Source organism: Arthrobacter sp. C9C5 (genome assembly GCF_013359735.1).
Lineage (GTDB): Bacteria > Actinomycetota > Actinomycetes > Actinomycetales > Micrococcaceae > Arthrobacter.
In genome coordinates, this window is sequence record NZ_JABFMX010000003.1 from 1 (window position 1) to 25,855 (window position 25,855).

18 protein-coding genes, 2 tRNA genes and 2 pseudogenes are annotated in these 25,855 nt (G+C 69.2%); 5 read left to right on the top strand and 17 right to left on the bottom strand.

The features are described from left to right. The 3 genes and pseudogenes from HNO80_RS17875 to HNO80_RS02770 form a co-directional block, all read right to left on the bottom strand. Nucleotides 1-169, bottom strand: a pseudogene (locus HNO80_RS17875) (CoA ester lyase); the annotation flags it as partial. Between the two features lie 185 nt (nt 170-354). Next, nucleotides 355-1,305, bottom strand: coding sequence for an aldo/keto reductase (locus HNO80_RS02765; RefSeq protein ID WP_175321521.1), 951 nt, complete (start codon nt 1,303-1,305; stop codon nt 355-357). A gap of 50 nt (nt 1,306-1,355) precedes the next feature. After that, a complete protein-coding gene (locus HNO80_RS02770; protein ID WP_175321324.1) occupies nt 1,356-3,062 on the bottom strand; it encodes a glycoside hydrolase family 13 protein in 1,707 nt (568 codons plus the stop codon). An 89-nt stretch (nt 3,063-3,151) separates the two neighbouring features. Here HNO80_RS02770 and HNO80_RS02775 point away from each other — a divergent pair, with 89 nt between their 5' ends. Continuing rightward, nucleotides 3,152-4,384, top strand: coding sequence for an ROK family protein (locus HNO80_RS02775; protein ID WP_175321325.1), 1,233 nt, complete (start codon nt 3,152-3,154; stop codon nt 4,382-4,384). 206 nt (nt 4,385-4,590) lie between these two features. After that, complete coding sequence (locus HNO80_RS02780; RefSeq protein WP_175321326.1) at nt 4,591-7,731, top strand: M43 family zinc metalloprotease; 3,141 nt, start codon at nt 4,591-4,593, stop codon at nt 7,729-7,731. A 56-nt stretch (nt 7,732-7,787) separates the two neighbouring features. Here the strand turns inward: HNO80_RS02780 and HNO80_RS18125 are convergent. The 6 genes and pseudogenes from HNO80_RS18125 to HNO80_RS02810 all read right to left on the bottom strand — a co-directional run. After that, nucleotides 7,788-8,873: pseudogene (locus HNO80_RS18125) on the bottom strand (cation:proton antiporter domain-containing protein); the annotation flags it as partial. Nucleotides 8,874-8,962: 89 nt separating this feature from the next. After that, entirely contained in the window at nt 8,963-9,622 is a 660-nt protein-coding gene (locus HNO80_RS02790) for an SDR family oxidoreductase (protein ID WP_175321327.1), read from the bottom strand. 678 nt (nt 9,623-10,300) lie between these two features. Continuing rightward, nucleotides 10,301-10,377, bottom strand: a tRNA-Met gene (locus tag HNO80_RS02795). 61 nt (nt 10,378-10,438) lie between these two features. Continuing rightward, a tRNA-Thr gene (locus HNO80_RS02800) sits at nt 10,439-10,510 on the bottom strand. Nucleotides 10,511-10,781: 271 nt separating this feature from the next. Continuing rightward, complete coding sequence (locus HNO80_RS02805; protein ID WP_175321328.1) at nt 10,782-12,815, bottom strand: DEAD/DEAH box helicase; 2,034 nt, start codon at nt 12,813-12,815, stop codon at nt 10,782-10,784. Nucleotides 12,816-13,245: 430 nt separating this feature from the next. Continuing rightward, nucleotides 13,246-13,893 carry an MOSC domain-containing protein gene (locus tag HNO80_RS02810; protein WP_175321329.1) on the bottom strand — a complete coding sequence of 216 codons (648 nt, stop codon included), beginning with the start codon at nt 13,891-13,893 and terminating at the stop codon, nt 13,246-13,248. A 174-nt stretch (nt 13,894-14,067) separates the two neighbouring features. Between HNO80_RS02810 and HNO80_RS02815 the strand changes: the two genes are divergently transcribed. Beyond that, nucleotides 14,068-15,255: an acyl-CoA dehydrogenase family protein gene (locus HNO80_RS02815; RefSeq protein ID WP_175321330.1), complete on the top strand. Its 1,188-nt coding sequence runs from the start codon at nt 14,068-14,070 to the stop codon at nt 15,253-15,255. A 15-nt stretch (nt 15,256-15,270) separates the two neighbouring features. On the opposite strand, the gene HNO80_RS02820 is transcribed toward HNO80_RS02815, so the two are convergent. The 6 genes from HNO80_RS02820 to HNO80_RS02845 all read right to left on the bottom strand — a co-directional run bounded on the left by HNO80_RS02820 (nt 15,271) and on the right by HNO80_RS02845 (nt 22,026). Then, complete coding sequence (locus tag HNO80_RS02820; RefSeq protein ID WP_249777133.1) at nt 15,271-16,080, bottom strand: SDR family oxidoreductase; 810 nt, start codon at nt 16,078-16,080, stop codon at nt 15,271-15,273. Between the two features lie 22 nt (nt 16,081-16,102). Beyond that, on the bottom strand, nt 16,103-17,467 hold the full coding sequence (locus HNO80_RS02825) for an MFS transporter (RefSeq protein WP_175321331.1): 1,365 nt from the start codon (nt 17,465-17,467) through the stop codon (nt 16,103-16,105). Then, nucleotides 17,464-17,979 carry a winged helix-turn-helix transcriptional regulator gene (locus tag HNO80_RS02830; RefSeq protein WP_175321332.1) on the bottom strand — a complete coding sequence of 172 codons (516 nt, stop codon included), beginning with the start codon at nt 17,977-17,979 and terminating at the stop codon, nt 17,464-17,466. The genes HNO80_RS02825 and HNO80_RS02830 overlap by 4 nt, the downstream gene beginning before the upstream one ends. 145 nt (nt 17,980-18,124) lie before the next feature. Next, nucleotides 18,125-19,402 carry a glycosyltransferase family 87 protein gene (locus tag HNO80_RS02835; protein ID WP_175321333.1) on the bottom strand — a complete coding sequence of 426 codons (1,278 nt, stop codon included), beginning with the start codon at nt 19,400-19,402 and terminating at the stop codon, nt 18,125-18,127. Nucleotides 19,403-19,408: 6 nt separating this feature from the next. Beyond that, nucleotides 19,409-20,623: a cystathionine gamma-synthase gene (locus HNO80_RS02840; protein ID WP_175321334.1), complete on the bottom strand. Its 1,215-nt coding sequence runs from the start codon at nt 20,621-20,623 to the stop codon at nt 19,409-19,411. Between the two features lie 17 nt (nt 20,624-20,640). Then, nucleotides 20,641-22,026: a cystathionine beta-synthase gene (locus HNO80_RS02845; protein ID WP_175321335.1), complete on the bottom strand. Its 1,386-nt coding sequence runs from the start codon at nt 22,024-22,026 to the stop codon at nt 20,641-20,643. Nucleotides 22,027-22,157: 131 nt separating this feature from the next. Between HNO80_RS02845 and HNO80_RS02850 the strand changes: the two genes are divergently transcribed. Next, a complete protein-coding gene (locus HNO80_RS02850) occupies nt 22,158-23,291 on the top strand; it encodes an SLC13 family permease (RefSeq protein ID WP_175321523.1) in 1,134 nt (377 codons plus the stop codon). A 7-nt stretch (nt 23,292-23,298) separates the two neighbouring features. On the opposite strand, the gene HNO80_RS02855 is transcribed toward HNO80_RS02850, so the two are convergent. Continuing rightward, nucleotides 23,299-23,751, bottom strand: coding sequence for a VOC family protein (locus tag HNO80_RS02855; protein ID WP_175321336.1), 453 nt, complete (start codon nt 23,749-23,751; stop codon nt 23,299-23,301). A gap of 174 nt (nt 23,752-23,925) precedes the next feature. On the opposite strand from HNO80_RS02855, the gene HNO80_RS02860 reads away from it, so the two are divergent. Then, nucleotides 23,926-24,906 carry a DNA-3-methyladenine glycosylase family protein gene (locus tag HNO80_RS02860; protein WP_175321337.1) on the top strand — a complete coding sequence of 327 codons (981 nt, stop codon included), beginning with the start codon at nt 23,926-23,928 and terminating at the stop codon, nt 24,904-24,906. Between the two features lie 80 nt (nt 24,907-24,986). On the opposite strand, the gene HNO80_RS02865 is transcribed toward HNO80_RS02860, so the two are convergent. Next, on the bottom strand, nt 24,987-25,703 hold the full coding sequence (locus tag HNO80_RS02865) for a putative endonuclease domain-containing protein (RefSeq protein WP_349627179.1): 717 nt from the start codon (nt 25,701-25,703) through the stop codon (nt 24,987-24,989). Between the last annotated feature and the right edge of the window lie 152 nt (nt 25,704-25,855).

Below are 25,855 nucleotides of genomic sequence, written 5' to 3' on the forward strand. Positions count from 1 at the left end.
AGGGATCCACCGCGTCTTCGATGTCCAGGATGATGGCGTCCGCGCGGGACTCCGCCGACTGTCCGAAGAGTTCCGGCTTCATGGCGTTGACCAGCAGCCAGGAGCGGGCGATTTCGGCCGGGACGTTGCGCTGGGGCCGGACGATCCCGGCGGTGGTGGTAGAGGTCATGCCTCTACGCTAGCCGCCCGGGGCCGCCCGCCGCCAAGTAATACCTCCGTTTAGGGCGACCAATACGACCAAAATCACCCGCGGACCCCAACTGACTCGCAGTTGTTGTCTTTTTGAGCGCTCATAACGACAACAACGGCGAGCCAGTTGGGCGGGGCACGACCACGGCCGCGGCCGGTGCGTGCCTAGGGGATGTTGCTGCCCCGGGCCGTGATCCAGAGCCGGTACCACTCGGTGCGCGTCATGGCCGAGGCCACTTCGGCGGCGCCGGCGCAGGCCCGGATCCGGTCCGGCTTGGCGGTGCCGATCACGGGGGAAATTCCGGCCGGGTGCTTCATCAGCCAGCCCAGCAGCACAGCCTCGACCGTGGCGCCCTTCTCCGCAGCCAGCTCGGCGACGAGGGCCGCGGTGGCCTCCTCCGCGGCGCTCGGGTTCGCCGCCGGCGCCCCGGTGTAGAGCCCGCGGGAGAGCGCGCCGTAGGCCTGCAGGGTGATGCCGTGCCGGACGCAGTGCTCCACGGTGCCGTGCGGGAAGCTGTAGTCCGTTCCCTCGGCGTGGTTGACCAGCACGGTGCTCTCCAGCCAGGCCCGCGCGGAGAGGCTCATTTCCAGCTGGTTGGCCACCACGGGCACCTCGAGCCGGTCCTGCAGCAACTCAATCTGCGGTGCCGACATGTTGGAGACACCCACCGCGCGGACCTTGCCCTCCGCCATGAGCTGCCCGATGGCGGACGCCACCTCGGCAGGATCCAGCAGCGGGTCCGGGCGGTGCAGCATCAGCACGTCCACGTAGTCCGTCCGCAGCCGGGACAGGCTGTCGTTGACCCGGTCCAGAATGCCGTCCCGGCTCAGGTCGTAGAACGCATCGAGGCCCTGCTCGCCCAGCCGGATGCCGCATTTGGTCTGCAGCCGGATCCGCTCGCGTAGGCCGGGGGTCCGCGCCATCACCTCGCCGAAGACCGCCTCGGCCTTGCCGTTGCGGTAGATGTCGGCGTGGTCGAACAGCGTGATGCCGGCATCGAGGGCGGCGTCGACAGCCGCAGCCGCCTCGTCCACGTGCGCGGACGAGTACGGCTCCGACGACCAGCTGCCACCCAGGCCCATGCAGCCATAAATCAGCTCCTGGGTGGGGTTCAGTTCCTGCCCGGGCCGCCCCGGCTGCCCCGTGGCCTCACCGGACGCGGAACTCACCGAAGCCAAACGGTGGTGTTGCCCGGGAGCAGCTGGCCGTCCAGCGGGCCGCTGCTGACCAGCACCTCGCCGGCGGGCAGTTCGACGGCGTCGTCCCCGAAGTTGGTTACGGACTGCCAGCCGCCGTGGCGGCGGAAGTGCAGCACGTCGGCGTGGCCGGTCCCCAGCCATTCCAGCTCCTCCGAGGTCTGCAGCTCGCGGCGCAGCTTCAGGGCCTTGCGGTAGAACTCCAGGGTGGAGCCTTCGGTCCCGTCCTGGGCCGCAACGGCGTAGCGGCCGAACCAGGCCGGCTGCGGCAGGTGGGCGTCGCCGTCGCCGAAGCCGAAGGAGGAGCCTTCCGGGGCCCAGGGCAGCGGCACCCGGCAGCCGTCGCGGCCGATCTCGACGCCCTTGTTGCGGAAGAAGGTGGGGTCCTGGCGTTCGGAGTCCGGGATCTCGGCGACTTCCTGCAGGCCCAGCTCCTCGCCCTGGTAGAGGTAGGCCGAGCCGGGCAGGGCCAGCATCAGCAGGGTTGCGGCGCGGGCACGGCGCAGGCCCAGTTCGACGTCGAGCTCCTCGGCCGGGGCGCCGGCCAGCAGCCAGCCCTTGCCGTCCTGGCCCTTGGCGTGCCGTCCGCCGCCCTTGGGCAGGCCGTAGCGGGTGGCGTGCCGGACGACGTCGTGGTTGGAGAAGACCCAGGTGGAGGAGGCGCCGGACTCGGTGGCCTCGGCGAGGTTGCGGGTGATGATTTCGCGGAACTCGTCGGCGTCGAAGTCGGCCTGCAGCAGGTCGAAGTTGAAGGCCTGGCCCAGCCCCTCCGGGCTGGCGTAGCGGGCGCGGCGGGAGGCGTGCACCCAGGCCTCGGCGACGGCGGTGCGCGGCGGGTTGTACTCGTTGAAGACCTCGCGCCATTCGACGTAGATCTCGTGCACCTCGTCGCGGTCCCAGAACGGGTGCGAGCCGTCATCGAAGCCGTCGGTGCCGCTGTTGGCCTCGCTCAGCTCGACCTTGGACAGCAGCGGCTCGGTGAGGTCCTTGGTCAGGGCGTGCGCGACGTCGACGCGGAAGCCGTCCACGCCGCGGTCCGACCAGAAGCGCAGGGTCTTGAGGAAATCGTCGCGGATCTCGCGGTTGGACCAGTTCAGGTCCGGCTGCTCCTTGGCGAAGATGTGCATGTACCACTGGCCGGGGGTGCCGTCCGGTTCGGTGATGCGCTCCCAGGCCGGGCCGCCGAAGACGGACTCCCAGTCCGACGGCGGGATCTCGCCGTGCTCACCCTTGCCGTCGCGGAAGATATAACGCTCCCGGGCGGCCGAGCCGCGGGGGGAGGCGAGGGCTTCCTGGAACCACACGTGGCGGTTGGAGGAGTGGTTCGGGACGATGTCCGCAATCAGCTTGATGCCGGCGGCGTGCAGCGCGGCGGACATCTCATCGAAGTCCGCCAGCGTGCCGAGCTTGGGGTCGACGTCGCGGTAGTCGTCGACGTCGTAGCCGCCGTCGGCGAGCGCCGACGGGTAGAACGGGGAGAGCCAGACGGCGTCGATCCCGAGCGCCTTCAGGTACGGGACCTTGGCGGTGATGCCCTTGATGTCGCCCAGGCCGTCACCGTTCGAATCGGCGAAGCTGCGCGGGTAGATCTGGTACACAGAGGCCTGGCGCCACCAGTTGGGGTCTGCGGCGAGGTCGGAACCGGACAGGGTTGCCAGCGTGGCGGTGTTCGACAAGGTGAATCCTTCGGGGCTGGGGAGCGGTGTCTGATAAAAGCGGTGTCTGACAAAAGCGAGTCTGATAATTTAGATACAAGCTAAATCTAATGCAAGTTCAATTATGGGTCCGCACTCACAGGGAGGTCAAGATTCCAAAGAAGCCGCAGGGCGCCGCGACCCCCCAACTGCTGCGCCGCGTCAACGCCCAGGCGGTGCTTGCCGCTATCCGGAGCACCGAGGTGGCCACCGGCACGGAACTGATGGCAGGGACCGGACTCACCCGGGCCTCCGTGATTGCCGTCTGCGAGGACCTGATCCGGCGCGGCTGGATCCGTGAACTGGACGCCCCGCGGACGGACGCTCCCGCCGCAGGAAACCCGCAGAAGGGACGGCCTGCGCGGCGTTTCGAGCTCCGGGCGAGGGCCGGCGTCGTACTCGGCATCGACATCGGCGCCGCCACCACCACGGCGGCCGTCGCGGACCTCCGGGGCACGGTCCTCGGCCGCGCCAGCGGGAGTTTCCGTGCCGCGGACATCCCCGCCGCGGAGCGGATCGGCGTCGTCGACCGGGCCTGCCGAGAGGCGCTGGAGGCCGCCGGTGAGGTCCCGGGCAAGGTTCTGGCCGTGGGTGCAGGCATCGCCGCTCCGGTGGACCGCGGCGGCAACGTGCTGGCCGCCCAGCACTTCTGGAGCCTGTTCGACGTCGGGCTCCGCTCGGCCCTGCAGGACCTCCACGGCTGGACCGTGCTGCTGGAGAACGATGCCAACCTGGCCGCACTCGGTGAACGCTGGCGCGGATCCGGTGCCGGCGTGGATGACCTCGTGGTGCTCCTGGCCGGCGAGCGGCTCGGTGCGGGCGTGCTGGAGTCCGGACGGCTGCTGCACGGCCGTGGCGGCGGTGCCGGTGAAATGGGCTTCCTGGACATGGTTGAGGGCGTCGGATCCAGCGACGGCATCGCGAGCCTGGCCCGGCAGTGGCAGGCAGCGGGCGGCGGACCGGCCGACGGCGGCGAAGCGAGTGCCCGGCGCGTGTTTGAGGACGCCGCGGCCGGGGACGCCGCGGCCCTCGCGATCCTGGTCCGGCTCTCGGAGCGGATGGCCCGGGTAATCGCTGCCATCGCAAGCCTGATCAACCCGGAGCAGGTGGTGATCGGCGGCGCCGTCGCGGATTCGGCCGGCGCACTGGTGCCCGGCATCACCGCCGCGCTGCCGCGTTTCACCGCCACTCCCCCGCGCGTCACGGTCTCGCCGCTGGGCGACACGATCGTCACGGTGGGCGCCGTCCGGCACGCCCTGGACTTCGTCGAGGCCAACGCCCTGGAACTGGAACTGGCCGACTGACGAGGTCTCCGGGCCGCTGTTTTGCCCATGAAGGCCAGCTCAAGATTCGGCAACGATTGGATACCCAACTCGAAAGTTTGGCGCAGGTTTAATGATATTGCGCTATCCCATCCGTAGACTTACGTCACTCTGGTCACTTGCGGCCGCTCAGCTGACCAGTCCGCTGGGCGGCGGTCTCATGAAAGATGAACGTGAACTCTTTACGGATGAAGACTGCGTTGCTTGCCGCGCTTGTCCTTGCTCTGACTTCGGTCCCGGCTCTCGGAACGGCGCCGGCCTTCGCGGAGCCGGCGCCGAACGCGACGGACACTGTCACCACGGCGCCGGCGGCTCCGGCGGCAACTCCAACGCCGACGCCCGCAAGTGCCACCCCGGCTCCCGGCGTGACGACTGTCCAGCCGACGGTGGTCCAGCAGACGCCAAGTCCCTCCGCCACGGCCGGGTCGTCGCAGACGACGATTGAGTCCCTCCCGGTGGCCGGCTCCGACGAGCCGTTCATTGCGCACACGTTCGAAAATCCGCCCCCCGTCGGCAAAAAGGGTGCGCCCGCCGGCGCGGCGGCTAAGTCGCTGACTACTGAGTCCTACTCGCTGGCCCGGTCCGGCGACATCAAGGTGCGCCTGGTCCTGGTTCAGCTGGCGGACCGGAAGGCGACCATCCCGCTGGACGCGGCAAAAGCCGCCATCAGCACCAGCAGCAACTACTGGAAGACCATGTCCAACGGGCGGTTGTCGATGACCGTGACCAAGGTTGAAAGCCGCAACAGCAAGGCCACTTCCGGCCAGAGCTACCCGGACATGATGACCACGATCTCCAATGAGCTCGGCTGGACTCCCAACCCTTACACCGCCCTCGTCGTCTTCGTCTCCAGCCCCACGCTGTCGGACGGAGCCTACGGTGCCGGCTGGAGCTACCAGGGCACCAGCGGCCGGGTCATCATGCCGCTCCCGGCGTCACTGACCAACAGCGTCCTGACGCACGAATTCGGACACGTGCTCGGCCTGATGCACGCAAACGCCCTGCAGTGCGGAAGCGGTGCCCAGGATGTCGCCACAAACGCGGACGGTACATTCGCCGACGGCAGCTGCTACATCCGTGAATACGGCGACAGCCTGGACCTGATGGGCGTCTCCCAGACCTCCCAGCCCACGATCAGCTCGACCCTGTGGGCCTACGGCGGCTTCGGCCGCGGCGATGAAATCATCGACGCCGGCACCGTCACCGATGCGAAGAAGATTTCCCTGACGGCCTGGGCCGGCACCGCCGCAAGGCGGGCCGTGAAGTTCCGGGATGCCGTCAGCGGCGAAGTGTATTTCCTCGAACTGCGGCTGCCGGTCAGCTACGACACCGCCAAGGCCGTTTACCTCAACAGCGGCGTCAAGATTGTCCAGCAGCTCGGGGCGGGCTCGCTGATCCTGCTGCCCGACTCCCGGCCCTTCGACGGTTTCTACAACTCCCGCCAGGCCTGGCAGGCCGGGCAGACGTTCACCACCCACGCCGGCACGCGCGTGCGGATCGACGGAATCGGGTCCACGTCCGCCTCCGTGACCGTCGAGTCGCTGGCCTCGATAGTCGGCAAGGCCATCGCCGCAGCGGCCGCAGCCACGCCTGCCCTCGGCAGCCCGACGACCGCCGTCGGCTGCGGCCTCGCCGGCGGCGGCTGCTACCGGAACTTCCAGGGCGGTTCCGTGCACTGGAGCCCCCGCACCGGCGCGGTCGCAACCCTCGGTGCAATCAAGGCGGCCTGGGGCGCGCTGGGCTACGAAAAGGGCAAGCTCGGCTACCCGACCGGGGCCCAGCGCTGCGGGCTGGCCGGCGGCGGCTGCTCCCAGTCCTTCCAGAACGGCGCCATCGACTGGACCAGCAGCACCGGGGCCTTCGCGCTCCTGGGCGGCATCCGTACCGCCTGGGCCGGCACGGGCTCCGAAACCGGCAAGCTCGGCTATCCCTTGGGCAACGAAACCTGCGGCCTGGTCAATGGCGGCTGCTACCAGAAGTTCCAGGGCGGCACCATCCACTGGTCACCGGCCACCGGAGCCGTCCCCACCTGGGGCGCCATCCGCGCCACTTGGGCGGCGCTGGGCTACGAACGCGGCAAACTGGGATATCCGGCAGGCAAGGAAAGCTGCGGACTGGCCGGCGGCGGCTGCTACCAGTCCTTCGAGGGCGGCACCATCCACTGGACGTCGGCCACGGGCGCCGTCGCTACCCTGGGCGCCATCCGCAGCACCTGGGGAAAGATGGGCTACGAAAACGGAAGACTCGGCTACCCCACCGCCAACGAAACCTGCGGGCTGGTCAATGGCGGCTGTTCGCAGAAGTTCCAGGGCGGTGCGATCCACTATGCTCCCGGCATCGGCGCCTTCGCCACCTGGGGTCCGATCCGTGCCGCCTGGGCCGCCCGCGGGTACGAAACCGGAAAGCTCGGCTACCCCGCCGGCAACGTCGTATGTGCACAGCCGGACACCTGCGATCAGCGGTTCCAGGGCGGCCTCATCCGCTGGACCGCCGCGTCCGGTGCCGTCGCCACCGCGGGGCCGATCGGCGCCGCCTGGGCCAGTCTGGGGGCCACGCAGGGCAAACTCGGATACCCCGCGGCCAACGAGGTCTGCGGACTGGCTAACGGCGGCTGCTCCCAGAAGTTCCAGGGCGGCACCATCCACTGGTCGCCCGGCACCGGCGCCCGCGCCACCTGGGGCGGCATCCGCTCCACTTGGGCCGGGCTCGGCGCGGAAAACGGCAAGCTCGGCTACCCGACGGGCAATGAAGTCTGCGGGCTGGTCAATGGCGGCTGCTACCAGAAGTTCCAGGGCGGGGACATCCACTGGTCCTCCCGCACCGGCGCCCACGCCACCTGGGGCGGCATACGCTCCACCTGGGGCAGCCTGAGCTACGAACGCGGCAAGCTCGGCTACCCGTCCGGCAAGGAAGTCTGCGGCCTGGTCAACGGCGGCTGCTACCAGTCCTTCCAGGGCGGCACCATCCACTGGTCGCCCCGCACCGGCGCCTACGCCACCTGGGGCGGCATACGCTCCACCTGGGGCAGCCTCGGCTACGAACGCGGCAAGCTCGGCTACCCGTCCGGCAAGGAAACCTGCGGCCTGCTCAACGGCGGCTGCTACCAGATGTTCCAGGGCGGTTCCGTCCACTGGGCACCGGGCGTGGGCGCGTTCGCCACCACCGGTCCGATCCGCGCAACCTGGGCCAGCCTCGGGTACGAACGGGGACGGCTCGGCTACCCGGCTGCCCCTGAGGTGTGCGGCCTGGCCGACGGTGCCTGCAGCCAGCGGTTCCAAAAAGGCACCATCACGTGGTCTGCCGCGCAAGGCAGCGTGGTCACGCCCTAGCCCGGAATTGACGGGCGGTTGGCCTTGCTAGAACGCCAACCGCCCGTCCCCGGTCACTACTCCGGCATAATCATGGTGCGCAGCTCCAGCTGGCGCAGCACCCGTTCCGCGACCTCCGGGTCCATGTCGGGTTCGTTCCGGCCGCCACGACCTGACGCGCGGCGTCCAGCGCGATGGCCTGGACGGCAATAGCCTGCTCGCGACGCGCTTGCGTTTTTCGGCGACGCTCTCGTTCCGCAGGCTGCCGTCCAGGAGTTCGGCGTACAGCCGGGTCATCTTCTCTTTGACCAGGGCCACCTTTTCCTGCGGCAACACCTTCATTAGCTCGTTGTCCTTCAGCGCCGCAATCGCCGCCTGCTGCGCCCGGGAGGCCAGCAGGCGGGCGGCGTCGCGCTCCACCGACCCGTCCTCCCGTCCTCCGAGGCCTTCAGGACCCGCATCAGCCACGGCAGCGTCGGGCCCGGCAGCACAAGTGTGGCCAGCAGCACGGCGCACGCAATCACCAGCAGCCCGCTGCGGGCCGGGAACGGGGTCCCGTCGGCCAGGGTGGCCGGGAGGGCCAGCGCCAGCGCCAGGGTGGCCAGGCCGCGCATGCCGCACCATGTCAGGATCAGGACCTCCTTCGCATCCTAGAACGCCGTGCGGGTGACCCGCTCGGCGGCTTCCTGCGGCCGAGAATGCCGCTGGATCTCCAGGGCCGTGACGACGACGGCGATCACGCCGGAGGCGTGCACCTCCTCAGCGAGGATGTAGGCGGCAAACGGGACCACCAGCGTGTCCGCGCTGCGGGCTACCATCGAGTGCACCAGACGCGTGATGAGGCGCGTAAGCCAGCCCATGCCTATCCCGACGCCGACGGCAAGTGCCGCCCCTACGGCGAACTGGAGCACGACGTCGGCCCCACCCTGCTGCCGGAAACGGAGGCCGCGACGGCCGCCTGGAAAATGAGGATGGCGGCCGCGTCGTTGAAGGCCCTCGCTCTACAGGACCGTGATGAGCCGGCACGGCATGTGGACCCGGCCTGCGATGGAGTCCACCGCCACGGGATCGGGCGGCGCCGCCATGGCGCCCAGCGCGATCGCGGCCGGGATGCCGATGCCGATGCCCGGGATCATGAGCCAGGCCCCCGGGGTGACGGCGGCCGGGACACGGTGATCGACGCGGCGGCCGCCCCCACCACCCTATCGGGGCGCTGGTTCGCCGATTTAGCCCGGCGGACTATCTCACAGGTTTAGTTCGCCGGTTCGAGGGCTGCCGCGAGCGGCAGGGTTCCGTCCCGGAACTCGATGGTCCGGCCTGCGGTCCGCGGCAGACCAAGCACCGCCGCGGCGACGAGCGCCACGTTGGAGCGCGAGGTGCCGGTTCCGTCCGAGGTGTCTGTGGGGTTGACGTCCAGCAGTCCGTTGCCCGGACCGTCGGTCAGGGCACCGGGGCCCAGGATGGTCCAGTCCAGGCCGCTGCCGCGCAGGTAGGTGTCCGCGGCGGCCTTGGCCTCGGCGTAGGCGTGGAAGCTGTTGTCCGCGGGGACTCCATGGTCCGGCCCGGCGCCGAGGTAGGAGACCATAACGTAGCGCCGGACGCCGGCCTGGCCCGCGGCGTCGATCGAGCGGATGGCCGCGTCCCGGTCCACGGCGTAGGTGCGCTCGGGGCTGCCGCCGCCCGCGCCGGCGGACCACACCACGGCGTCGTGGCCCTTCAACGCTTCGGCGATCTCCGCCGTCGTTGCCTTTTCCACGTCCAGTACCAGCGGGGTGGCGCCGGTGGCCGCCACGTCCTCGCGATGGTCCGGGTTGCGGATGATGGAGGTCACCTCGGCTCCGTCTTTCGAGAGGATGCCGGACAGTTCCAAAGCCACTTTTCCGTGGCCGCCGATGATTGCGATTCGCGTCATCGTTCCATTCTGTCCCACAGAGCCCCGTCGCCGCACCCGGTATGCAGCCATTGGGCCGCGTTGCGCTATCACTTTTGGCCGTTATGGGTGCGGCAGAACAGCCACAAGTGACAGAGCAACGGCGGGACAGGGACCGCCGGCTGGGCCCACGGCGACTTTGTGTAGCCTGTGGTCATAACAGCGGGTCGCTGGGAAATCGACCCGGATGCTTAGGATCCTTCCCGCGTTCGCGCCAATACTCATCCCGTTGCCACAACGAAAACCGGGTCACCCAGATTAGGAAGACCGTGGTCCCAACAGCAAGGACCACTAGCTTGACCCAGCCCCAGGGCTCGTCGTCACTTGGCACGAAGTTCAGCGTGATCATTGCCAAAGCTAGAGCCCACCCGTAAGAGACAAGGCGCTTGAGCCTGCGCTTGACCTCAGGGCTTGCGCCGCCATCCGGTTCTCCCATGGCTCAGAGTAACGACTGCACCTTCCGGAAGGGAGTGGTTCGCCCACTTGGTGCTGGTTCCGCTGATGTCCCGACGGCCTTTCACACCGCCTCAAGATCTCACCCGTTGGATGACGCATTCGGCGCAGGGCACGCGGTTAGTTCCCACCGAGAGGGGGCAGATGGTGACGAATCCAGAGATACAGAAAGACCCCCGGAATCTCAAGGATTCCGGGGGTCTTATCTGGTAGCGGTGGGGAGGCTCGATCTCCCGACCTCACGATTATGAGTCGTGCGCTCTAACCAACTGAGCTACACCGCCACGAATGAGAAAAACCTGCGTCAAGCCGGTCAAAACCGCCTTGACGCAGGCCCTCATCCAGAGCCCCCCACCGGAATCGATCCGGTGACCTCGTTCTTACCAAGAACGCGCTCTACCACTGAGCTAGGGGGGCAACGAGTAAATACTCTACCGGAAGATTCGGCTCCCAACAAATCGGCCGGCCTGCCCCGGCCTCTGAGCCAAAATCCGCGCCGTTCCGGGGATCTCAGAGGGCCCGGGGCCTCCCCGGCGGACCCGTTCCGGCCGCTCCATGGCGCCGATGTGACGAAGCCGACTCGCGGGTCCGGCGCGCGTCCGGAACGGGACGGACCGGTCCGGACTTTAACGCAGGACAGGCCGGCTCAAGCGAGCCGGCCTGTCCTGGACTGTTCAGTAACTAGTGGTTACCACTTGTTACGGGGCTTGAAGCCGCCTTCGGTGCGGGGCTTGCGGGTGTCGGTGCCGACGCCGCGCTCGTTGCGGTCACTGAAGGAGCGGCCGCCGCGGTCAGCGGAGGAACGCTCGCCGTCGTTCTTGCGGAACTCGCGCTTGAAGCCGCCGTTGCCCTTGAAGTTGCCGCTGCCGCCGGAGTAGCCGCCGCGGTCGCCCCGGTCCCCACTGCGGGTTCCCTGGTAGGAGCCGCGGTCACCGGAGGGCTTGCGGCCGTTGTCCAGCTCGAGGTGGATCAGCTCGCCGCCGATCCGGGTGCGGGACAGTGCCTTCAGCTGGTCGGGGCTCAGGTCGGCCGGGAGCTCCACGAGGGAGTGGTCCGAGCGGATGTCGATGCCGCCGATCTGGGCCGAGGAAATGCCGCCCTCGTTGGCGATGGCGCCCACGATGGATCCCGGCATGACGCGCTGGCGGCGTCCGACGGCGATCCGGTAGGTGGCGTTGCCCTCGGTCAGGGTGCGGGTCGGGCCGCGGGAGCCGAAGCCGTCCTTGGAGCGCTCGCGCTTCTGGAATTCCGGAGCGGCAGGCAGTTCCTTGACCAGGAGCGGCTGTCCGCCCTGCGCCATGACGGCCAGTGCGGCGGCAATCTCGGCGGCCGGAACGTTGTGCTCTTCCTCGTAGGAGGCGATCAGGTCACGGAACGCCGAGACGTCCTCAGATTCGAGGGTCTCGGTGATCTTTTCCGCGAACTTGCCCAGGCGCAGCGTGTTGACCGTCTCCGCGGTAGGCAGGTGCATCTGCTCGACCGGCTGGCGGGTTGCCTTTTCGATCGAACGCAGCAGGTACTTCTCCCGCGGGGTCATGAACAGCACGGCGTCGCCGGAGCGGCCCGCGCGGCCGGTGCGGCCGATGCGGTGCACGTAGGACTCGGTGTCGTGCGGGATGTCGTAGTTGATTACGTGGCTGATGCGCTCGACGTCCAGGCCGCGGGCGGCGACGTCGGTGGCGACGAGGATATCGATCCGGCCTTCCTTGAGCGCGTCCACCGTGCGCTCACGCTGCTGCTGCGGGATGTCGCCGTTGATGGCCGCGGCCTGGAAGCCACGCGAGCGCAGCTTGTCGGCCAGGTCCTCGGTAGCCATCTTGGTGCGGACGAAGGCGATGACGCCGTCGAACTCCTCGACCTCGAGGATGCGGGTCAGCGCGTCAAGCTTGTGCGGGCCCATGACTTGAAGGTACCGCTGGCGGGTATTGGCGCCGGTGGTGGTCTTGGACTTGACCTGAACTTCTGCCGGGTTGTTCAGGTACTGCTTGGAGAGGCGGCGGATCTGGCTCGGCATGGTGGCGGAGAACAGTGCAACCTGGCGGCCCTCGGGGGTCTGCTGGAAGATCTGCTCCACGTCATCGGCGAAGCCCATGCGCAGCATCTCGTCGGCCTCATCCAGTACGAGGTACTGGAGTTCGGACAGGTCCAGGGAACCCTTGGCGATGTGGTCGATCACACGGCCGGGGGTACCGACGACGACCTGGGCGCCGCGGCGCAGGCCGGCCAGCTGGGGTCCGTAGGCGGAGCCGCCGTAGACCGGCAGGACGGTGAAGTCGTCGATGTGCTTGGCGTAGGAGGTGAAGGCCTCGGCGACCTGGAGCGCGAGCTCGCGGGTCGGAGCCAGGACCAGGGCCTGCGTCTTGCGGGACGGGCCGTTCAGGTCGTGGAGTTCGGCCAGCCGGGACAGCGCCGGTACTGCGAATGCTGCAGTCTTACCGGTGCCGGTCTGGGCCAGGCCGACGACGTCGCGGCCTTCGAGCAGCAGCGGGATCGTCGCGGCCTGGATCGGGGACGGCTTCTCGTAGCCGACGTCCTGCAGGGCGGCAAGGACGCGGGCGTCGATGCCGAGGTCGACGAAGCGGAGTCCGGTTTCGTCGTCGCCGTTGGCGTGAGCGGCCTTTTCGGCGGTGGTGTCGGCTGCCTCTGCAGCAGCCGGTTCGGTGAACTCGACGTCAGACTGGGTGTTTTCGGTGTCGACGGAGTTGTCCTGATTTTCGGGCATAGGGGAATCTTCCTCATCCATAGGGGCCAGGCGGCACAACCCGAGGTGAGCGGAGCCGCAGTACACGTGCCGTAATTGCCGGGCATACGTTGACCGGCCGGTCACATAGAAGCCCGGCGCTTTCGCAATCCCGTGGCAGGACTTCCCGCTGCAACTCTTGGCTGCTATCCCAGCAGTCTGTACAGCGTTTTCTTTAGCCGGCTCTCCCTATGAAAATGCCCGCATCACAGTAGCGGGCCCCAACACTTGCCAGTCCTGCCTCAAAAATTGGGCAGGAATAAGGGATTTCCGGAGTGGGGGATATTTCAAGTGTAAGGCATGCGGCAGCGCAGGTGGTAATGCAGAGGCCGACGGCGGCGGTGACCTTGCGCACATGCGGCACCTCCCGGGGCTGTGCGCCCCCGGACCTGGGCCGCGCCCGGAGCACGTGCTAGTCCGCCGGCTGCAGCTTCGCGAATTCCTGGCGGTACTCCGGCTGCAGCCGGATCAGGCCATCGGCGTCGGCGTCCCGCAGCGCCTCCATGTCCTGGACCGTGGGGTCGCAGAACCATTTGCCGATCGTCACGCCGTGCGCCGGGACGTAGAGCCGGTGGATATGGTCCCCCGCCTGGATGCTGCCGGTGCGCACCACGCGCAGGTAGGTGCCCACAAGTCCGGCCTCGGTGAACCGCTTGACCCAGTGGGGTTCGTTCACGCGCCGCTGGAAGGTGCTGCACGGCCGGCGGGGCGAGGTGACTTCCACTTCGACGTCGAGCCCGATCTTCCAGCGTTCGCCGATCACCGCGTTGGTGGCGTCGATGCCGGCGACCCGGAGGTTCTCGCCAAAATATCCGGGCGGGATGTCCCGTCCAAGTTCCGCAGCCCAGTAGTCGGCGTCGGCCTGGGAATAGGCGTACAGCGCTTGGTCTTCGCCGCCGTGATCGATGCGGTCGGCCTGGATGTCACCGCGGAGGCCCAGCCGGTGGACTTTCACGGGTCCGTCCACGGGACGCTTGTCGATGGCGGTCACGCCCAGCCTTCCCTCGTCGCTGAGCAGCTGGTGCACCCGGCAGACGGCAAGCACAGAAGCGGTGTTCATGGCACCAGTGTAGGCCCGGGGGCACGCGGCGACGCTCCAGCCAGGTTACTTTCCCACAGACCCTGCGACCCGGCCGCGACACCCGCGTGCCGGCCGCGCTCCGAGCGCGGGTCCGGAAGCAACTGGACAGGAAGGTCAGGGCCGGTGGCGCGGGACGGAACGTAGGATGCTCCCATGAGCAGTGTTGCAGCAACAGACGTGTCCGATGTCCTGGCGATCGATTCCCTGCTGAGCGCCGAGGAGCTGGCCGTACGGGAAAAGGTCCGCGATTTCACCAGCCAGCGGATCCGGCCCGGCATCGCAGCCTGGTATGACGACGGCGTCTTCCCGCTCGAACTGGCAGCGGAACTGGGCGAGCTGGGCGTGCTGGGGATGCAGCTGGAGGGCTACGGCTGCCCGGGCCGCTCCGCCGTCGAGTACGGCCTTGCCGCGATGGAGCTCGAGGCCGGCGATTCCGGCATCCGTACCTTCGTCTCTGTGCAGGGCTCCCTCGCCATGACCGCCATCCACCTGTGGGGCTCGGAGGAGCAGAAGCAGGAGTGGCTCCCCCGGATGGCCGCCGGCGAAGTGATCGGCTGCTTCGCCCTGACCGAGCCCACGGCCGGCTCGGACCCGGCGGCCATGCAGACCTTCGCCCGGCGGGACGGGACGGGCGATGACGCCGGCTGGATTTTGGACGGGGCCAAACGCTGGATCGGGCTCGCCTCCGTCGCGGACGTGTTGGTGGTGTGGGCGATGACCGATGACGGCGTGCGCGGCTTCCTGGTGCCCGCCGGCACCCCGGGGGTGACCGCCACGCCGATCGGGCAGAAGCTTTCCATGCGCGCCTCGATCCAGTGCGATGTCAGCTTCGACGGGGTCCGGCTGGGCCCCGAGGCGCAGCTGCCCGCCGCCCTCGGGCTGCGCGGACCCTTCAGCTGCCTGAACGAGGCGCGCTACGGGATCGCGTGGGGCGCGATGGGCGCCGCCCGGGACTCCTACGAGGCGGCGCTGCGGTACTCGCAGGAACGGCTGCAGTTCGGCAAGCCGCTGGCCGGGTACCAGCTCACCCAGGAGAAGCTGGTGAACATGCTGCTGGAAATCCAGAAGGGCACGCTGCTGGCGCTGCAGCTGGGCCGGCTCAAGGACGCCGGGAAGCTGCGGCCGGAGCAGATTTCGCTGGGCAAAATGAACAACGTGCGCGAGGCGATCGCGATTGCCCGCGAGGCCCGCACCATCCTGGGCGGGAACGGGATCACCCTGGATTACTCGCCGCTACGGCACGCCGCCAACCTCGAATCGGTGCGCACCTATGAGGGTACCGACGAGGTGCACACCCTCGTCCTCGGCCAGCACATCACCGGGCTGGCCGCCTTCCGCTAAAGGCGAGGCGCGGCCTCAGGCGGAGAAGCCGCCGTCGGCCTTCACCAGCTGCCCGGACACCCAGCGGCCCTCGGGTGAGAGCAGGAACGCCACCGTCCCGGCCACGTCTGCGGGGGTGCCGAGCCGGCCGCCGGGCTGCTGGCGGGCCAGGTCCTCGCGCAGTTGCGGGTCCATCCAGCCGGTGTCGACCGGCCCCGGGTTGAGCACGTTGGCACTGATCCCCTGCGGGCCCAACTCCCTTGCGGCCGCGATCACGATCCGATCCAGCGCACCCTTGGACGCCCCGTACGGCAGGTTGAACGCGGTGTGGTCGCTGGTCAGCGCCACGATCGCACCGCCGTCCGCCTGCGCCTGCCGGGCAAATGCGGCGATCAGCTGCCAGCTGGCGCGGGTGTTGACGGCGAAGTGGCGCTCAAAGCTCTCCAGGGACGTGTCCAGGATGCCCGAGTCTACGGATTCGGCGTGGCTCAGCACCAGTCCCTGCAGGGTGCCGGCGTCGTCCGCCACCACGGCCATCAGCCGGTCCACGGCGTGCGGATCCTCGAAGTCGGCGGGCACGGCCACCACCGCGGCGCCGGTCGCCTGCAGCTCGGCGGTGAGGCGTTCGACGTCGTCCGGCTGCACGCCCCAGGGCATCCGGGTGTCGTAGTCCTGCCAGTAGGTGAGGACCAGGTCCCAGCCGTCCGCGGCCAGCCGCCGCGCGATGCCTGCACCGATGCCGGCGAGCCTTCCGACGCCGGTGACCAGGGCCGTCTTGCGCTGCACCGGCGGGGCGTCGGCGGCCGGCGTGTCCGTGGTATTGGGGTTGGGCGGAGTGGAAACCATGGTGCCCAGCCTAACGTCCGGCCTAGGCCGGGACCGGGACCGCCGACTGCTTTCCGGCGTCCTTGCGGATGGTCGCGCTGATCACGGCGGCGATGGTGCACATCGCCGCGGCGGCGAACCAGGCGTAGGTGTACTGGCCGGTGGCGTCCCGGACGGCACCGGCGGCCAGCGCGGCCGCGGCGGCGCCGAGTTGGTGCGCGGCGAACACCCAGCCGAACACCACGCTGCCGTCCGCACCAAAGACCTGGCGGCAGATCGCGGCGGTGGGCGGGACGGTGGCCACCCAGTCCAGGCCATAGATGACCACGAACACGATCATGCTGGGCTGGACCTCGGCGCTGAGCAGGAGCGGCAGCACCAGCAGCCCGATGCCCCGGAACTGGTAGTAGACGGCGAGCAGGATCCGCGGGTTGAAGCGGTCCGTGAGCCAGCCCGAGGCGATGGTGCCGAGAATGTCGAAAATGCCGACGACGGCGAGCAGGCCGGCGGCCGTCGTTTCGGCCATGCCGTGGTCGTGGGCGGACGGGATAAAGTGGGTGCCGATCAGTCCGTTGGTCGTGGCTCCGCAGATGGCGAAGCCGGCCACGAGTGCCCAGAACGTCCGGACCTTGCTGGCCCGCTTGAGCACCTGGAGCGCGCGGACGGCGGCATTCCGGCGGGGCTCGGCCGGGACTGCCGGCTCGCCCGGCGCCGCGTTGGCCTCCGCCTCTGCGGCATCGCTGATCGCGGCCTCGCTCTCGGCGCCGTACGGCAGCGCTCCGACGTCGGCCGGTGAGTTCTTCAAGAATTTCAGCACCAGCGGCACCACCGCCAGGGCGCCGGCGGCGATCAGCAGCGAGGCTTGCCGCCAGCCCGGGTGCTGGGCAAGTGCGGCGATGAAGGGCAGGAACACCAGTTGCCCCGCGGCGCTGCCCGCGGTCAGGATGCCTATCACGAGGCCGCGGCTCTTCGCGAACCAGGTGTTGGCGATGGTGGCGGCGAAGACGAGCGCCATCGATCCGGTGCCGAGTCCGATCAGCAGGCCCCAGGTCAGCAGGATCTGCCACGACTGGTTGACCAGGACGGTCAGGGCGCTACCTGCGCCGATCAGCACCAGCGCCACGGCGGTCACGGCGCGGATGCCGAAGCGCTCCATCAGGGCCGCGGCGAACGGTGCCGTGAGGCCGAACAGCACCAGGTTGATGCTGACCGCGGCCGAGAGGACCGTGGTGGACCAGCCGAATTCGTTCTGCAGCGGCACCATGAGCACGCCCGGGGCGGCCCGGAAACCGGCAGCGCCGACCAGTGCCAGGAACGCGACGGCGGCGACGATCCAGGCCGGATGGATGCGGCGCCGGGTGGAGGGGCGCCGGGTGGAGGGGCGGGGCGTGGTGCGGGGCTCACTCATGCTGCGGTTCCGTTCTTCCGTGTCGCCGGAGCGGTGGCGAGGGGGACCGGGTCGGCGGTCCGGGTGAGGCTGTGCCAGCTGGTGTTTTCGGCCGTGAGCCGTTCGCCGCAGGCCGTGCAGCTGTCTGCAGAGGAGGTGCGCTGCCCGCAGCCGCTGTGGACGACAAACATATGCGCCTGTTCGGACGGCGCGGCCAGGTGCTTCTCGGCCCAGATCACGACGGCGTTGAGCACCGGCAGGGCGTCCTCGCCCTTGGCGGTGAGCACGTACTCGTAGCGGCGGCGGCCGCCGTCGTCGTAGGGGCGGCGGGTGAGCAGGCCGGCGTCGACGAGCGCCGCCAGCCGACGGGTGAGGACCGAGTCAGCCGCACCCAGCCGTGCCTTCATGGCGTCGAAGCGCCCGTTACCGAAAAAGACTTCGCGCAGGACCAGCATGCCCCACGGGTCGCCGAGGATGTCCAGGCCGCGGGCCATGCTGCAGGTGCGCCGGGACCAGTCGGATCGAAGTGCCATACCGGCAGGCTAGCTAACTCTCTTGAAGAAAGCTAGGCCGAACGGACACTTGGGGCCCCTTTTAGGCCCAGGATTAGGGCCCCAAGTGTCCGTTCGCGCGCAAACCAGGGCCGCAAGTGTCCGTTCGCGCGCAAAGGTGCCGGGGCTAGAGAGGCCCGCGGAGCCCGGCGCGGGACGGCCGGTAGGCCAGTGCCCAGTAGACCAGCATCGCGATTCCGCAGACCACGCCCAGGCTCGCGACCGTGAGCTGCCACTGCGTATTGGGTTCCTTGCCCCACTCGTGCGCGCCGGCCATCACCGCGAGGTACTTGGGGGTGAGGTAGAAGGCGACGGCGGAGGCGACGACGATGATCCAGCCGGCCAGCCGCATTTTGCCGTCACGCGACGGGACCCGGTGGATGGCGAACCCCATGCACGGCAGCGCCACGGCCATCCAGACCCAGTGGTGGGACCAGGACACCGGGCTTATCAGCAGCATCAGCAGCGCGGTGGCGGACACCGCCACGAAGTTCTCGTCCGCGTCAACCGCCCATTTGATCACGAGCGCGGCCACGGCGGCGAGGCCCAGCGCGAGCACCAGCCAAACCACGGAGGTCAGGGACGAATCCGGCATGCCCAGGTGCAGCAGCAGTCCCTTGACCGAGAGGTTGTCCACATAACCCGGGCCGCCAATCCGTCCGGTGTCCGGCAGAATCTTGGTCCAGAACGTCACCGAAGCGGTGGGCAGCATGGCCCAGGCCAGTGCTATCGAGCCGAAGAACCCCGCCGCCATCCAGCCGAGGGCCTTGAAGTCGCGGCGGACCAGGAAGTACAGGCCGAAGGCGAGCGGGGTCAACTTGATCCCGGCCGCGATCCCGATCAGCAGGCCCGCCGGCCAGCGGAACTCGCCGGCCCGGGATTTTCCGTACAGCGCGAAGTCGGCCAGGATCAGGCCCATCAGGATGATGTTGATCTGGCCGAAGTCGAAGGTATCCCGCCACGGCCCCATCAGCAGGATCGCCGCCGTACCGGCCAGGCCCACGGCCCGGAACCGCCAGTCCGCGACGGCGTCGCGCCAGCGGCCCCGCCCGAAGTAGTGCCGGGTCAGCCACGCAGACACGACGGCGGCGCCCAGCAGCGCGGTAGCAATGAAGACAAGGCTGCCGGTGGCTTGGCCCAGGGTGGCGAGGGCCGCGAAGATCAGCGCGGCGAACGGCGGGTAGGTGAACGGAAGCCCGTCGCGCGGGGCATAGAGCTCGTTTACACCGGCCTCCCCGGTCTGCAGCACACGGTTTCCGCCGTAGAAATAGACCTCGAAGTCGTTCATCAGCGGAATGTAGGCCGAGTACAGCACCACCAGGGCGGCGACGACGGCGGCCGCGCCGGCCGCCGTCGCGATCCAGCCGCGGGTGGTGGAGCTGGCGGCCCTGGAAGTGATGGTCACCGGAGGCTAGCTGCCCGTCTCAATGCGCGCGAAAGCCTGCTCGAGGTCCGCAATCAGGTCCTCTACGTCCTCAATGCCGCAGGAGAGCCGGATCAAGTTCTCCGGGACTGCCAGTTCGGTGCCCTTGACCGAGGCGTGCGTCATCTCGGAGGGGTAGTTCATCAGCGATTCGATTCCGCCCAGGGATTCCGCCAGCGTGAACACCGAGGTGGATTCGGCCACCTTGCGTGCCGCGGCCTCGCCGCCCTTGAACTGCACGGAGATCATCCCGCCGAACTTCTTCATCTGCTTCTTCGCCAGTTCGTGGCCCGGGTGCGAGGGCAGGCCCGGGTACAGCACGACCTCCACCTCGGGGCGCTGCAGCAGCCATTCGGCCACGGCCTGGGCGTTGTCGCTGTGCCGGTCCATCCGCACGCCCAGGGTTTTCAGTCCGCGGGTGGTGAGGAAGGCGTCCATCGGCCCGGACACGGCGCCGACGGCGAACTGCACGAAGCCGATCTTCTCGGCCAGCTCCGGGTCGTTGACGATGATCGCGCCGCCGACGACGTCGGAGTGCCCGCCGATGTACTTGGTGGTGGAGTGCACCACGACGTCGGCGCCGAGGGCCAGCGGGTTCTGCAGGTACGGCGAGGCGAAGGTGTTGTCCACCACGAGGAGGGCGCCGGCGTCGTGCGCCACCTTGGCGAGGGCCGCAATGTCGGTGATCTTCATCATCGGATTCGACGGCGTCTCCACCCAGACCAACTGGGTCTTGCCGCCGGCCGCGCCGCCGTTCGATCCGCCGGCTGCGACGGCCTTCGCGACGGCATCAAGGTTGGACATGTCCACCGGGGTGTTGCCGATCCCCCACTCGCCCAACACTCGGCTGATCAGCCGGTACGTCCCGCCGTAGGCGTCGTTGCCGAGCACGATGTGGTCTCCGGGCCGGGTGAGGGCGCGGATCATGGAGTCCTCGGCGGCGAGTCCCGAGCTGAAGGAGAATGCGTGCGAGCCGCCCTCCAGTGCGGCGAGCTGTTCCTGCAGGGCGTCGCGGGTGGGGTTGGTGCCGCGGCCGTATTCGTAGCCGGCCCGGAGGCCGCCGATGCCGTCCTGCGCGTAGGTGGAGGAGAAGTGCACCGGGGGCACCACGGCGCCGGTGCGCGGCTCGAAGGCCTGGCCGGCGTGCACGGCGCGGGTGTTGAAGCCGGCGTTGGCCGCGGAAGAGCTTTCTGGCTGGGACATGGGACTCCTTGGGCTGGTCAGTTGCTGAGGTAGGCGAGGAGGTCGTGGCGGGTCAGGATCCCCACCGGAGCGCCGACGAACGTCACCATCAGGGTGTCGGTGTCGGAGAGGAGTTCGCGGGCGGTCGAGATCGATTCGAGCGAACCGATCACGGGCAGCCGTGCCTCCATGTGTTCGGAGATCTTGTCGGTGAGGTTCGCCTCGCCGCGGAAGAGCTTGGCGGTCAGGGTGCGTTCGTCGACGGCGCCGAGCACCTCACCCATCACGACCGGCGGTTCCTGGGACAGTACCGGGATGTGCGAGACGCCGTACTCGTTCATGATGTTGATGACGTCCCGGACGCTCTCGTTCGGGTGGATGTGCACCAGGTCCGGCAGTTCGCCGGTCTTGGCCTTGAGCACCTCCCCCACCGAGGCTTCGTCGCCGCTGGCGAGGAAGCCGTAGGAGCGCATCCACTGGTCGTTGAAGATCTTCGCCAGGTAGCCGCGGCCGGAGTCGGGCAGGATCACGACGACGACGGCGTCGGCGGGCAGGTCCTTGGCGGCCTGCAGCGCGGCCACGACGGCCATGCCGGAGGAACCGCCCACGAGCAGGCCTTCTTCCCGGGCCAGGCGGCGGGTCATGGCGAAGGAGTCGGCGTCGCTGACGGCGATGACATCGTCCGGAACGGCCTTGTCGTAGTTGGCCGGCCACATGTCCTCGCCGACGCCCTCGACGAAGTACGGCCGGCCGGTGCCGCCGGAGTAGACCGAGCCGGCCGGGTCGGCCCCGATGATCTTGACCACGCCACCGTCGGCCTCGGGCCGGTCCGCGGAGACTTCCTTGAGGTAGCGGCCGGTGCCGGTGATGGTGCCGCCGGTGCCGGCGCCGATCACGCAGTGCGTGACCAAGCCGTCCGTGTCCCTCCAGATCTCCGGGCCGGTGGACTCGTAGTGGCTGGCCGGCGCGGCCGGGTTGGAGAACTGGTCCGGCTTGTAGGCGCCGGGGATCTCGGTGACCAGGCGGTCCGAGACACCGTAGTAGCTCTGCGGGCTGTCCGGCGCGACGGCGGTGGGGGTCACCACGACTTCGGCGCCGTAGGCCTGGAGCACGGCGCGCTTGTCTTCGCCGACCTTGTCCGGGACCACGAAGATGCAGCGGTAGCCCTTCTGCTGCGCCACGAGGGCCAGGCCCACCCCGGTGTTGCCGGACGTGGGCTCCACGATGGTCCCGCCGGGCTGGAGCTTGCCGCTGCGCTCCGCCTCTTCGACCATCTTGGCGGCGATGCGGTCCTTGATCGAACCGCCGGGGTTCAGGTATTCCAGCTTCACCAGGACCGTGGCGGCGATGCCGTCGGTCACGTGATTGAGTTTGACGAGCGGCGTGTTGCCGATGAGGTCCAGGACGGACTGGGCGTACTTCATAAGTACAAAGTTACCGTCTCCGGGGCGGCGGGCACGTCGCGTCGCCGGCGCCGCGGCGCGGGTGCGACGATAAGGCGGTGAAGCGAAGGACCTGGTTGAAGACGCTGAGGAGCTACCTGATCCCCGGCGGGATGCTCCTCGCCGGGGCGGCAGCGCTGGGTACCGGGCTGTTGCCCTGGCCCGCGTTCGAGGAGCTCACCGGCCGCACGGTGCCCGTGCTGGGCTTCGTTGTGGCCATGTCCCTGGTGACGGAACTGGTGGACGACGCCGGGCTGTTCCGGGCCGTCACGGACCGACTGGCCGCCCTGGGCCGGGGCCGCGTGCTGCTGCTCTGGCTACTGGTGATCGCGCTGGCTTGCGTGTCCACCGTGTTCCTGTCGCTGGATACGACAGCGGTGCTGGTTACGCCCGTCGTCGTACTCCTGGCCGTCCACGCCCGGATCCAGCCGCTGCCCTTCGCCCTGACAACTATCTGGCTCGCGAACACGGCCTCGCTGCTGCTGCCGGTGTCCAACCTGACCAACCTGCTGGCCCAGTCCCGGCTGGGCCTCAGCCCGGCCGCCTTCGCCTCGCTGGTCTGGGCCCCCGCGCTGGTGGGAATCCTGCTCCCCCTGGCACTGCTTTGGCTGGCCTTCCGGAAGGATCTGCGGGGCCGCTACGGCCCCCAGCCCGTCCACCGGGTGCGGGACAAGGTGCTGCTGTATGCCTCGGCCGGCGTGATGCTGCTCCTGCTCCCTGCCCTGGTGTCCGGCGTGCCGGTACAGCTTCCCGCCGCTGCCGCCGCCGCGGTCCTGCTGGCGCTGTTCCTGTGGCGCCGCCGCTCGGCCCTCCGCTGGTCCATGGTCCCGTGGCGGCCGCTCATGCTCACCGTCGGCCTGTTCATGGTGGTCGAGGCGCTGCACGCCAACGGCCTGACCAAGGCCCTGGCGGGCGTCGCCGGGTCCGGGGAGAGCCTGCCCGCGCTGCTCCAGCTGGCGGGGTTCGGGGTGGGAGCGGCGAACACCGTCAACAACCTGCCGGCCTACCTCGCGCTGGAACCGGCGGGCGGCTCGCCGGTGCGGCTCGCGGCCCTCCTGATCGGCGTGAACCTCGGCCCGCTGGTGAGCCCCTGGGCGTCCCTGGCGACCCTGCTCTGGCACGAGCGGCTGCGGGCCCTCAACGTCGAGATCCGCTGGGGCGGCTTCGCGCTTGCCGGCCTCGCCGCCGTCGTCCTCACGGTTCCCTTGGCGGTCGTGGCCCTGTGGCTGGCAAGCGGCATGCACTAGGCCCGGGTCAGGCCCCGATGTCGTTTCCGGCGGTCTCGCCGGCCGCCTCACCGGTGCTGCCGCCGGCAGCGGCCGGTGCCGCGGGCGCGGCGTTCTGCCAGAGCCCCACCACGTTGCCCTCGGTGTCCGTGAAATACGCGTTCCAACCGGACCCCGGCACCTCCATCTTTTCCCGCTGGACCGAACCGCCCCGGGCCACGATCTGCTCCAAGGCGGCGTCGATGTCGTCGACGTCGACGGTCACCACCGGGGCGGTGAGCTCGCCGCGGCGGAACAGGCCGCCGTTGATGGACCCGGAGACCGCGGGCCGGCCCTCCTCGTCCATCGGGGTGGTCAGCGCCAGGCTGTATTCCATCTCCGGCATGACCTGGAAACCCCAGCCGAACACCGAACTGTAGAACTCACGCGCACGGTTCTCGTCGTCCGCGGGAAGCTCGAAGTGCACCACTCCACCAGCCATCACACTCTCCTGACCATCAAGGGAACCGATCCCGGGGCGGCGCGGGAAGTCCGGGCCACGCACCGGATTCTAGTCCCGTCCGGGGCCGCGGATAAGGGCCGTCCGGTTGCGCGCATCCCGCCGCCCAACTGCCCGGATGTGCCGGCCGTCGGACTGGCGTGGGAACATATTCGGGTGACCACCGCAAAGCTCCCCGCCGGCGTGCCCGCCGCGGCGGACGCCTCGCTGCGATGGCACCCGGGCGGCCCGTTCGATCTCCTGCAGACCCTCGGCACGCTCCGCCGGGGCCACGGCGATCCGTCCATCCGGGTCACCGCGGACGGCTTCTGGATGGCGTTCACGACGGCGGCCGGTCCGGCCACGCTGCGTCTGGCCTCCGCGGGTCCGGCGGCCGCACCCTGGATCGAGGCGCGCGCCTGGGGGCCCGGGGCGGCCGCGGCGATCGAGGCCGTTCCGCGAATGCTGGGACGCGACGACGACTGGACGGCCTTCGACGAACCTGGCTTCCACGCCACGCTCCCCCGGATGGTTGTCGAAGCACGACGCCGGAACCCCGCCGTCCGGCTGCCGGCCACCGGGCGGATGGTCGATTCCCTGGTGCCGACGGTCCTCGAGCAGAAGGTCACGGTGATCGAAGCGCGCCGCGGCTACCGCTACCTGATGTACCGCTTCGGGACAGCGGCGCCCGGCGCCGGCACCGTGGCCCCCGCCAACCTTCTGGTCCAGCCCACGCCCGAGCAGTGGCTGCGCATCCCGTCCTGGGAATGGCACAAAGCCGGAGTGGGCCCGCAACGATCGGACACCGTCATGCGGGTGCTGCGCTCTGCGGCCGCGCTGGAACGGCTGGCGGCGCTGCCGGCGGCCGAAGCAGCCGCGAAACTGCAGACACTTCCCGGGATCGGCGTCTGGACGGCGGCCGAGGTGGTGCAGCGCACGCACGGCTGTCCGGACTCGATCGCGGTGGGCGACTACCACCTGGCCGCCTACGTCGGCGCGGCCCTGACCGGGCGGCGGACGGACGACGCCGGCATGCTGAGGCTGCTGGCGCCCTGGGCCGGGCACCGCCAGCGGGTGGTGCGCATGATCGGCCTCAGCGGCTTCCGCAAGCCGGTCTTTGGGCCGCGGATGACGATCCAGGACCACCGCGGCCACTGACCGGCGCCGCTCTAGCAACGCGGGGTCACATCCGGCCCATCCGGGGCGCCTTTATAGGCGCGATCTGACCCCGTGTTGCGTTAGACCGAGCGGAGCCGGGTCTTCTTGATCCGGCCAACGAGGGCTTCGAAGCCATCGGCGAGGTCATCGGCGTTGGCCTTGAAGTACGCCCAGCCAGCGCCGCGGAACGCTTCGTCCCGCCGGATGTCCCTGGATTGTTGTTCCCGGGTGAGGTGGTGGGCGCCCTCGTACTGGATGGCGATGCGGTACCTCCGGTAGCCCAGGTCTGCGGCCGGCGAGCGCCGGTCGTCAGGGTCCAGCCTGATCTGAAGCTCCGGCTCCGGTAATCGCGCGTCCATCAGCGCCAGCCGCAGAAAGGTCTCCGGGAACGAATCCGCCCCCACCCGCATCTCGTCCAGGGCCACCCGGGCTTTCTCGACGCCCTTCATGTTGGGATGCTGGCGGATGAGTAGCCGCAGTCCGTCCTTGTACGCGTAGGGCTCTGAGCGCTGTTCCAGGCCAGGCCGGGGTATCCGAATGATCTGGTCGCCCAGGGCGATGAGGTAGTTGAGAGGCAGGCCCGAGGCGAGATCCAGCCAGGTCCGCGGCGGTGCCGTCACAGGGACGCCGTCGACGTCGGTCAGCTCGCCGGGGATACACCGCACGCGGTGTCCCGTAACCCCGGCCCGGCGGACGCGAGGCAGTTCGTGCGGCTTGCTGAGATGGATGGTGGAACACCCGCCCAGCCACGGCGGCAGTCCGAGCCGGGTGAGCACGGCGGCGGTCTCGTGGGACACCAGGCGCCGGGCGTGGCTGCGCTGAGTACCCGGGCACGTTCGAAGATCTCCAGGTGCCGGCCGGCCGGCAGATAGATGAGACGGCCGCCGTCGGACAGGTCCTTCGCCCGGAGTCGCTTGGACGTAACGCCGACCGCACGGGATTCGTAGAC

Coding starts and splice junctions, on each gene's coding strand:
- HNO80_RS02825 (WP_175321331.1), bottom strand. CDS start 17,467: ATGAGTGAGCCCCGCACCACGCCCCGCCCCTCCACCCGGCGCCCCTCC.
- HNO80_RS02840 (WP_175321334.1), bottom strand. CDS start 20,623: ATGTCCCAGCCAGAAAGCTCTTCCGCGGCCAACGCCGGCTTCAACACC.
- HNO80_RS02790 (WP_175321327.1), bottom strand. CDS start 9,622: ATGACGCGAATCGCAATCATCGGCGGCCACGGAAAAGTGGCTTTGGAA.
- HNO80_RS02845 (WP_175321335.1), bottom strand. CDS start 22,026: ATGAAGTACGCCCAGTCCGTCCTGGACCTCATCGGCAACACGCCGCTC.
- HNO80_RS02850 (WP_175321523.1), top strand. CDS start 22,158: ATGCTCCTCGCCGGGGCGGCAGCGCTGGGTACCGGGCTGTTGCCCTGG.
- HNO80_RS02820 (WP_249777133.1), bottom strand. CDS start 16,080: ATGGTTTCCACTCCGCCCAACCCCAATACCACGGACACGCCGGCCGCC.
- HNO80_RS02855 (WP_175321336.1), bottom strand. CDS start 23,751: ATGGCTGGTGGAGTGGTGCACTTCGAGCTTCCCGCGGACGACGAGAAC.
- HNO80_RS02830 (WP_175321332.1), bottom strand. CDS start 17,979: ATGGCACTTCGATCCGACTGGTCCCGGCGCACCTGCAGCATGGCCCGC.
- HNO80_RS02775 (WP_175321325.1), top strand. CDS start 3,152: ATGCAAGTTCAATTATGGGTCCGCACTCACAGGGAGGTCAAGATTCCA.
- HNO80_RS02780 (WP_175321326.1), top strand. CDS start 4,591: ATGAAGACTGCGTTGCTTGCCGCGCTTGTCCTTGCTCTGACTTCGGTC.
- HNO80_RS02810 (WP_175321329.1), bottom strand. CDS start 13,893: ATGAACACCGCTTCTGTGCTTGCCGTCTGCCGGGTGCACCAGCTGCTC.
- HNO80_RS02815 (WP_175321330.1), top strand. CDS start 14,068: ATGAGCAGTGTTGCAGCAACAGACGTGTCCGATGTCCTGGCGATCGAT.
- HNO80_RS02805 (WP_175321328.1), bottom strand. CDS start 12,815: ATGCCCGAAAATCAGGACAACTCCGTCGACACCGAAAACACCCAGTCT.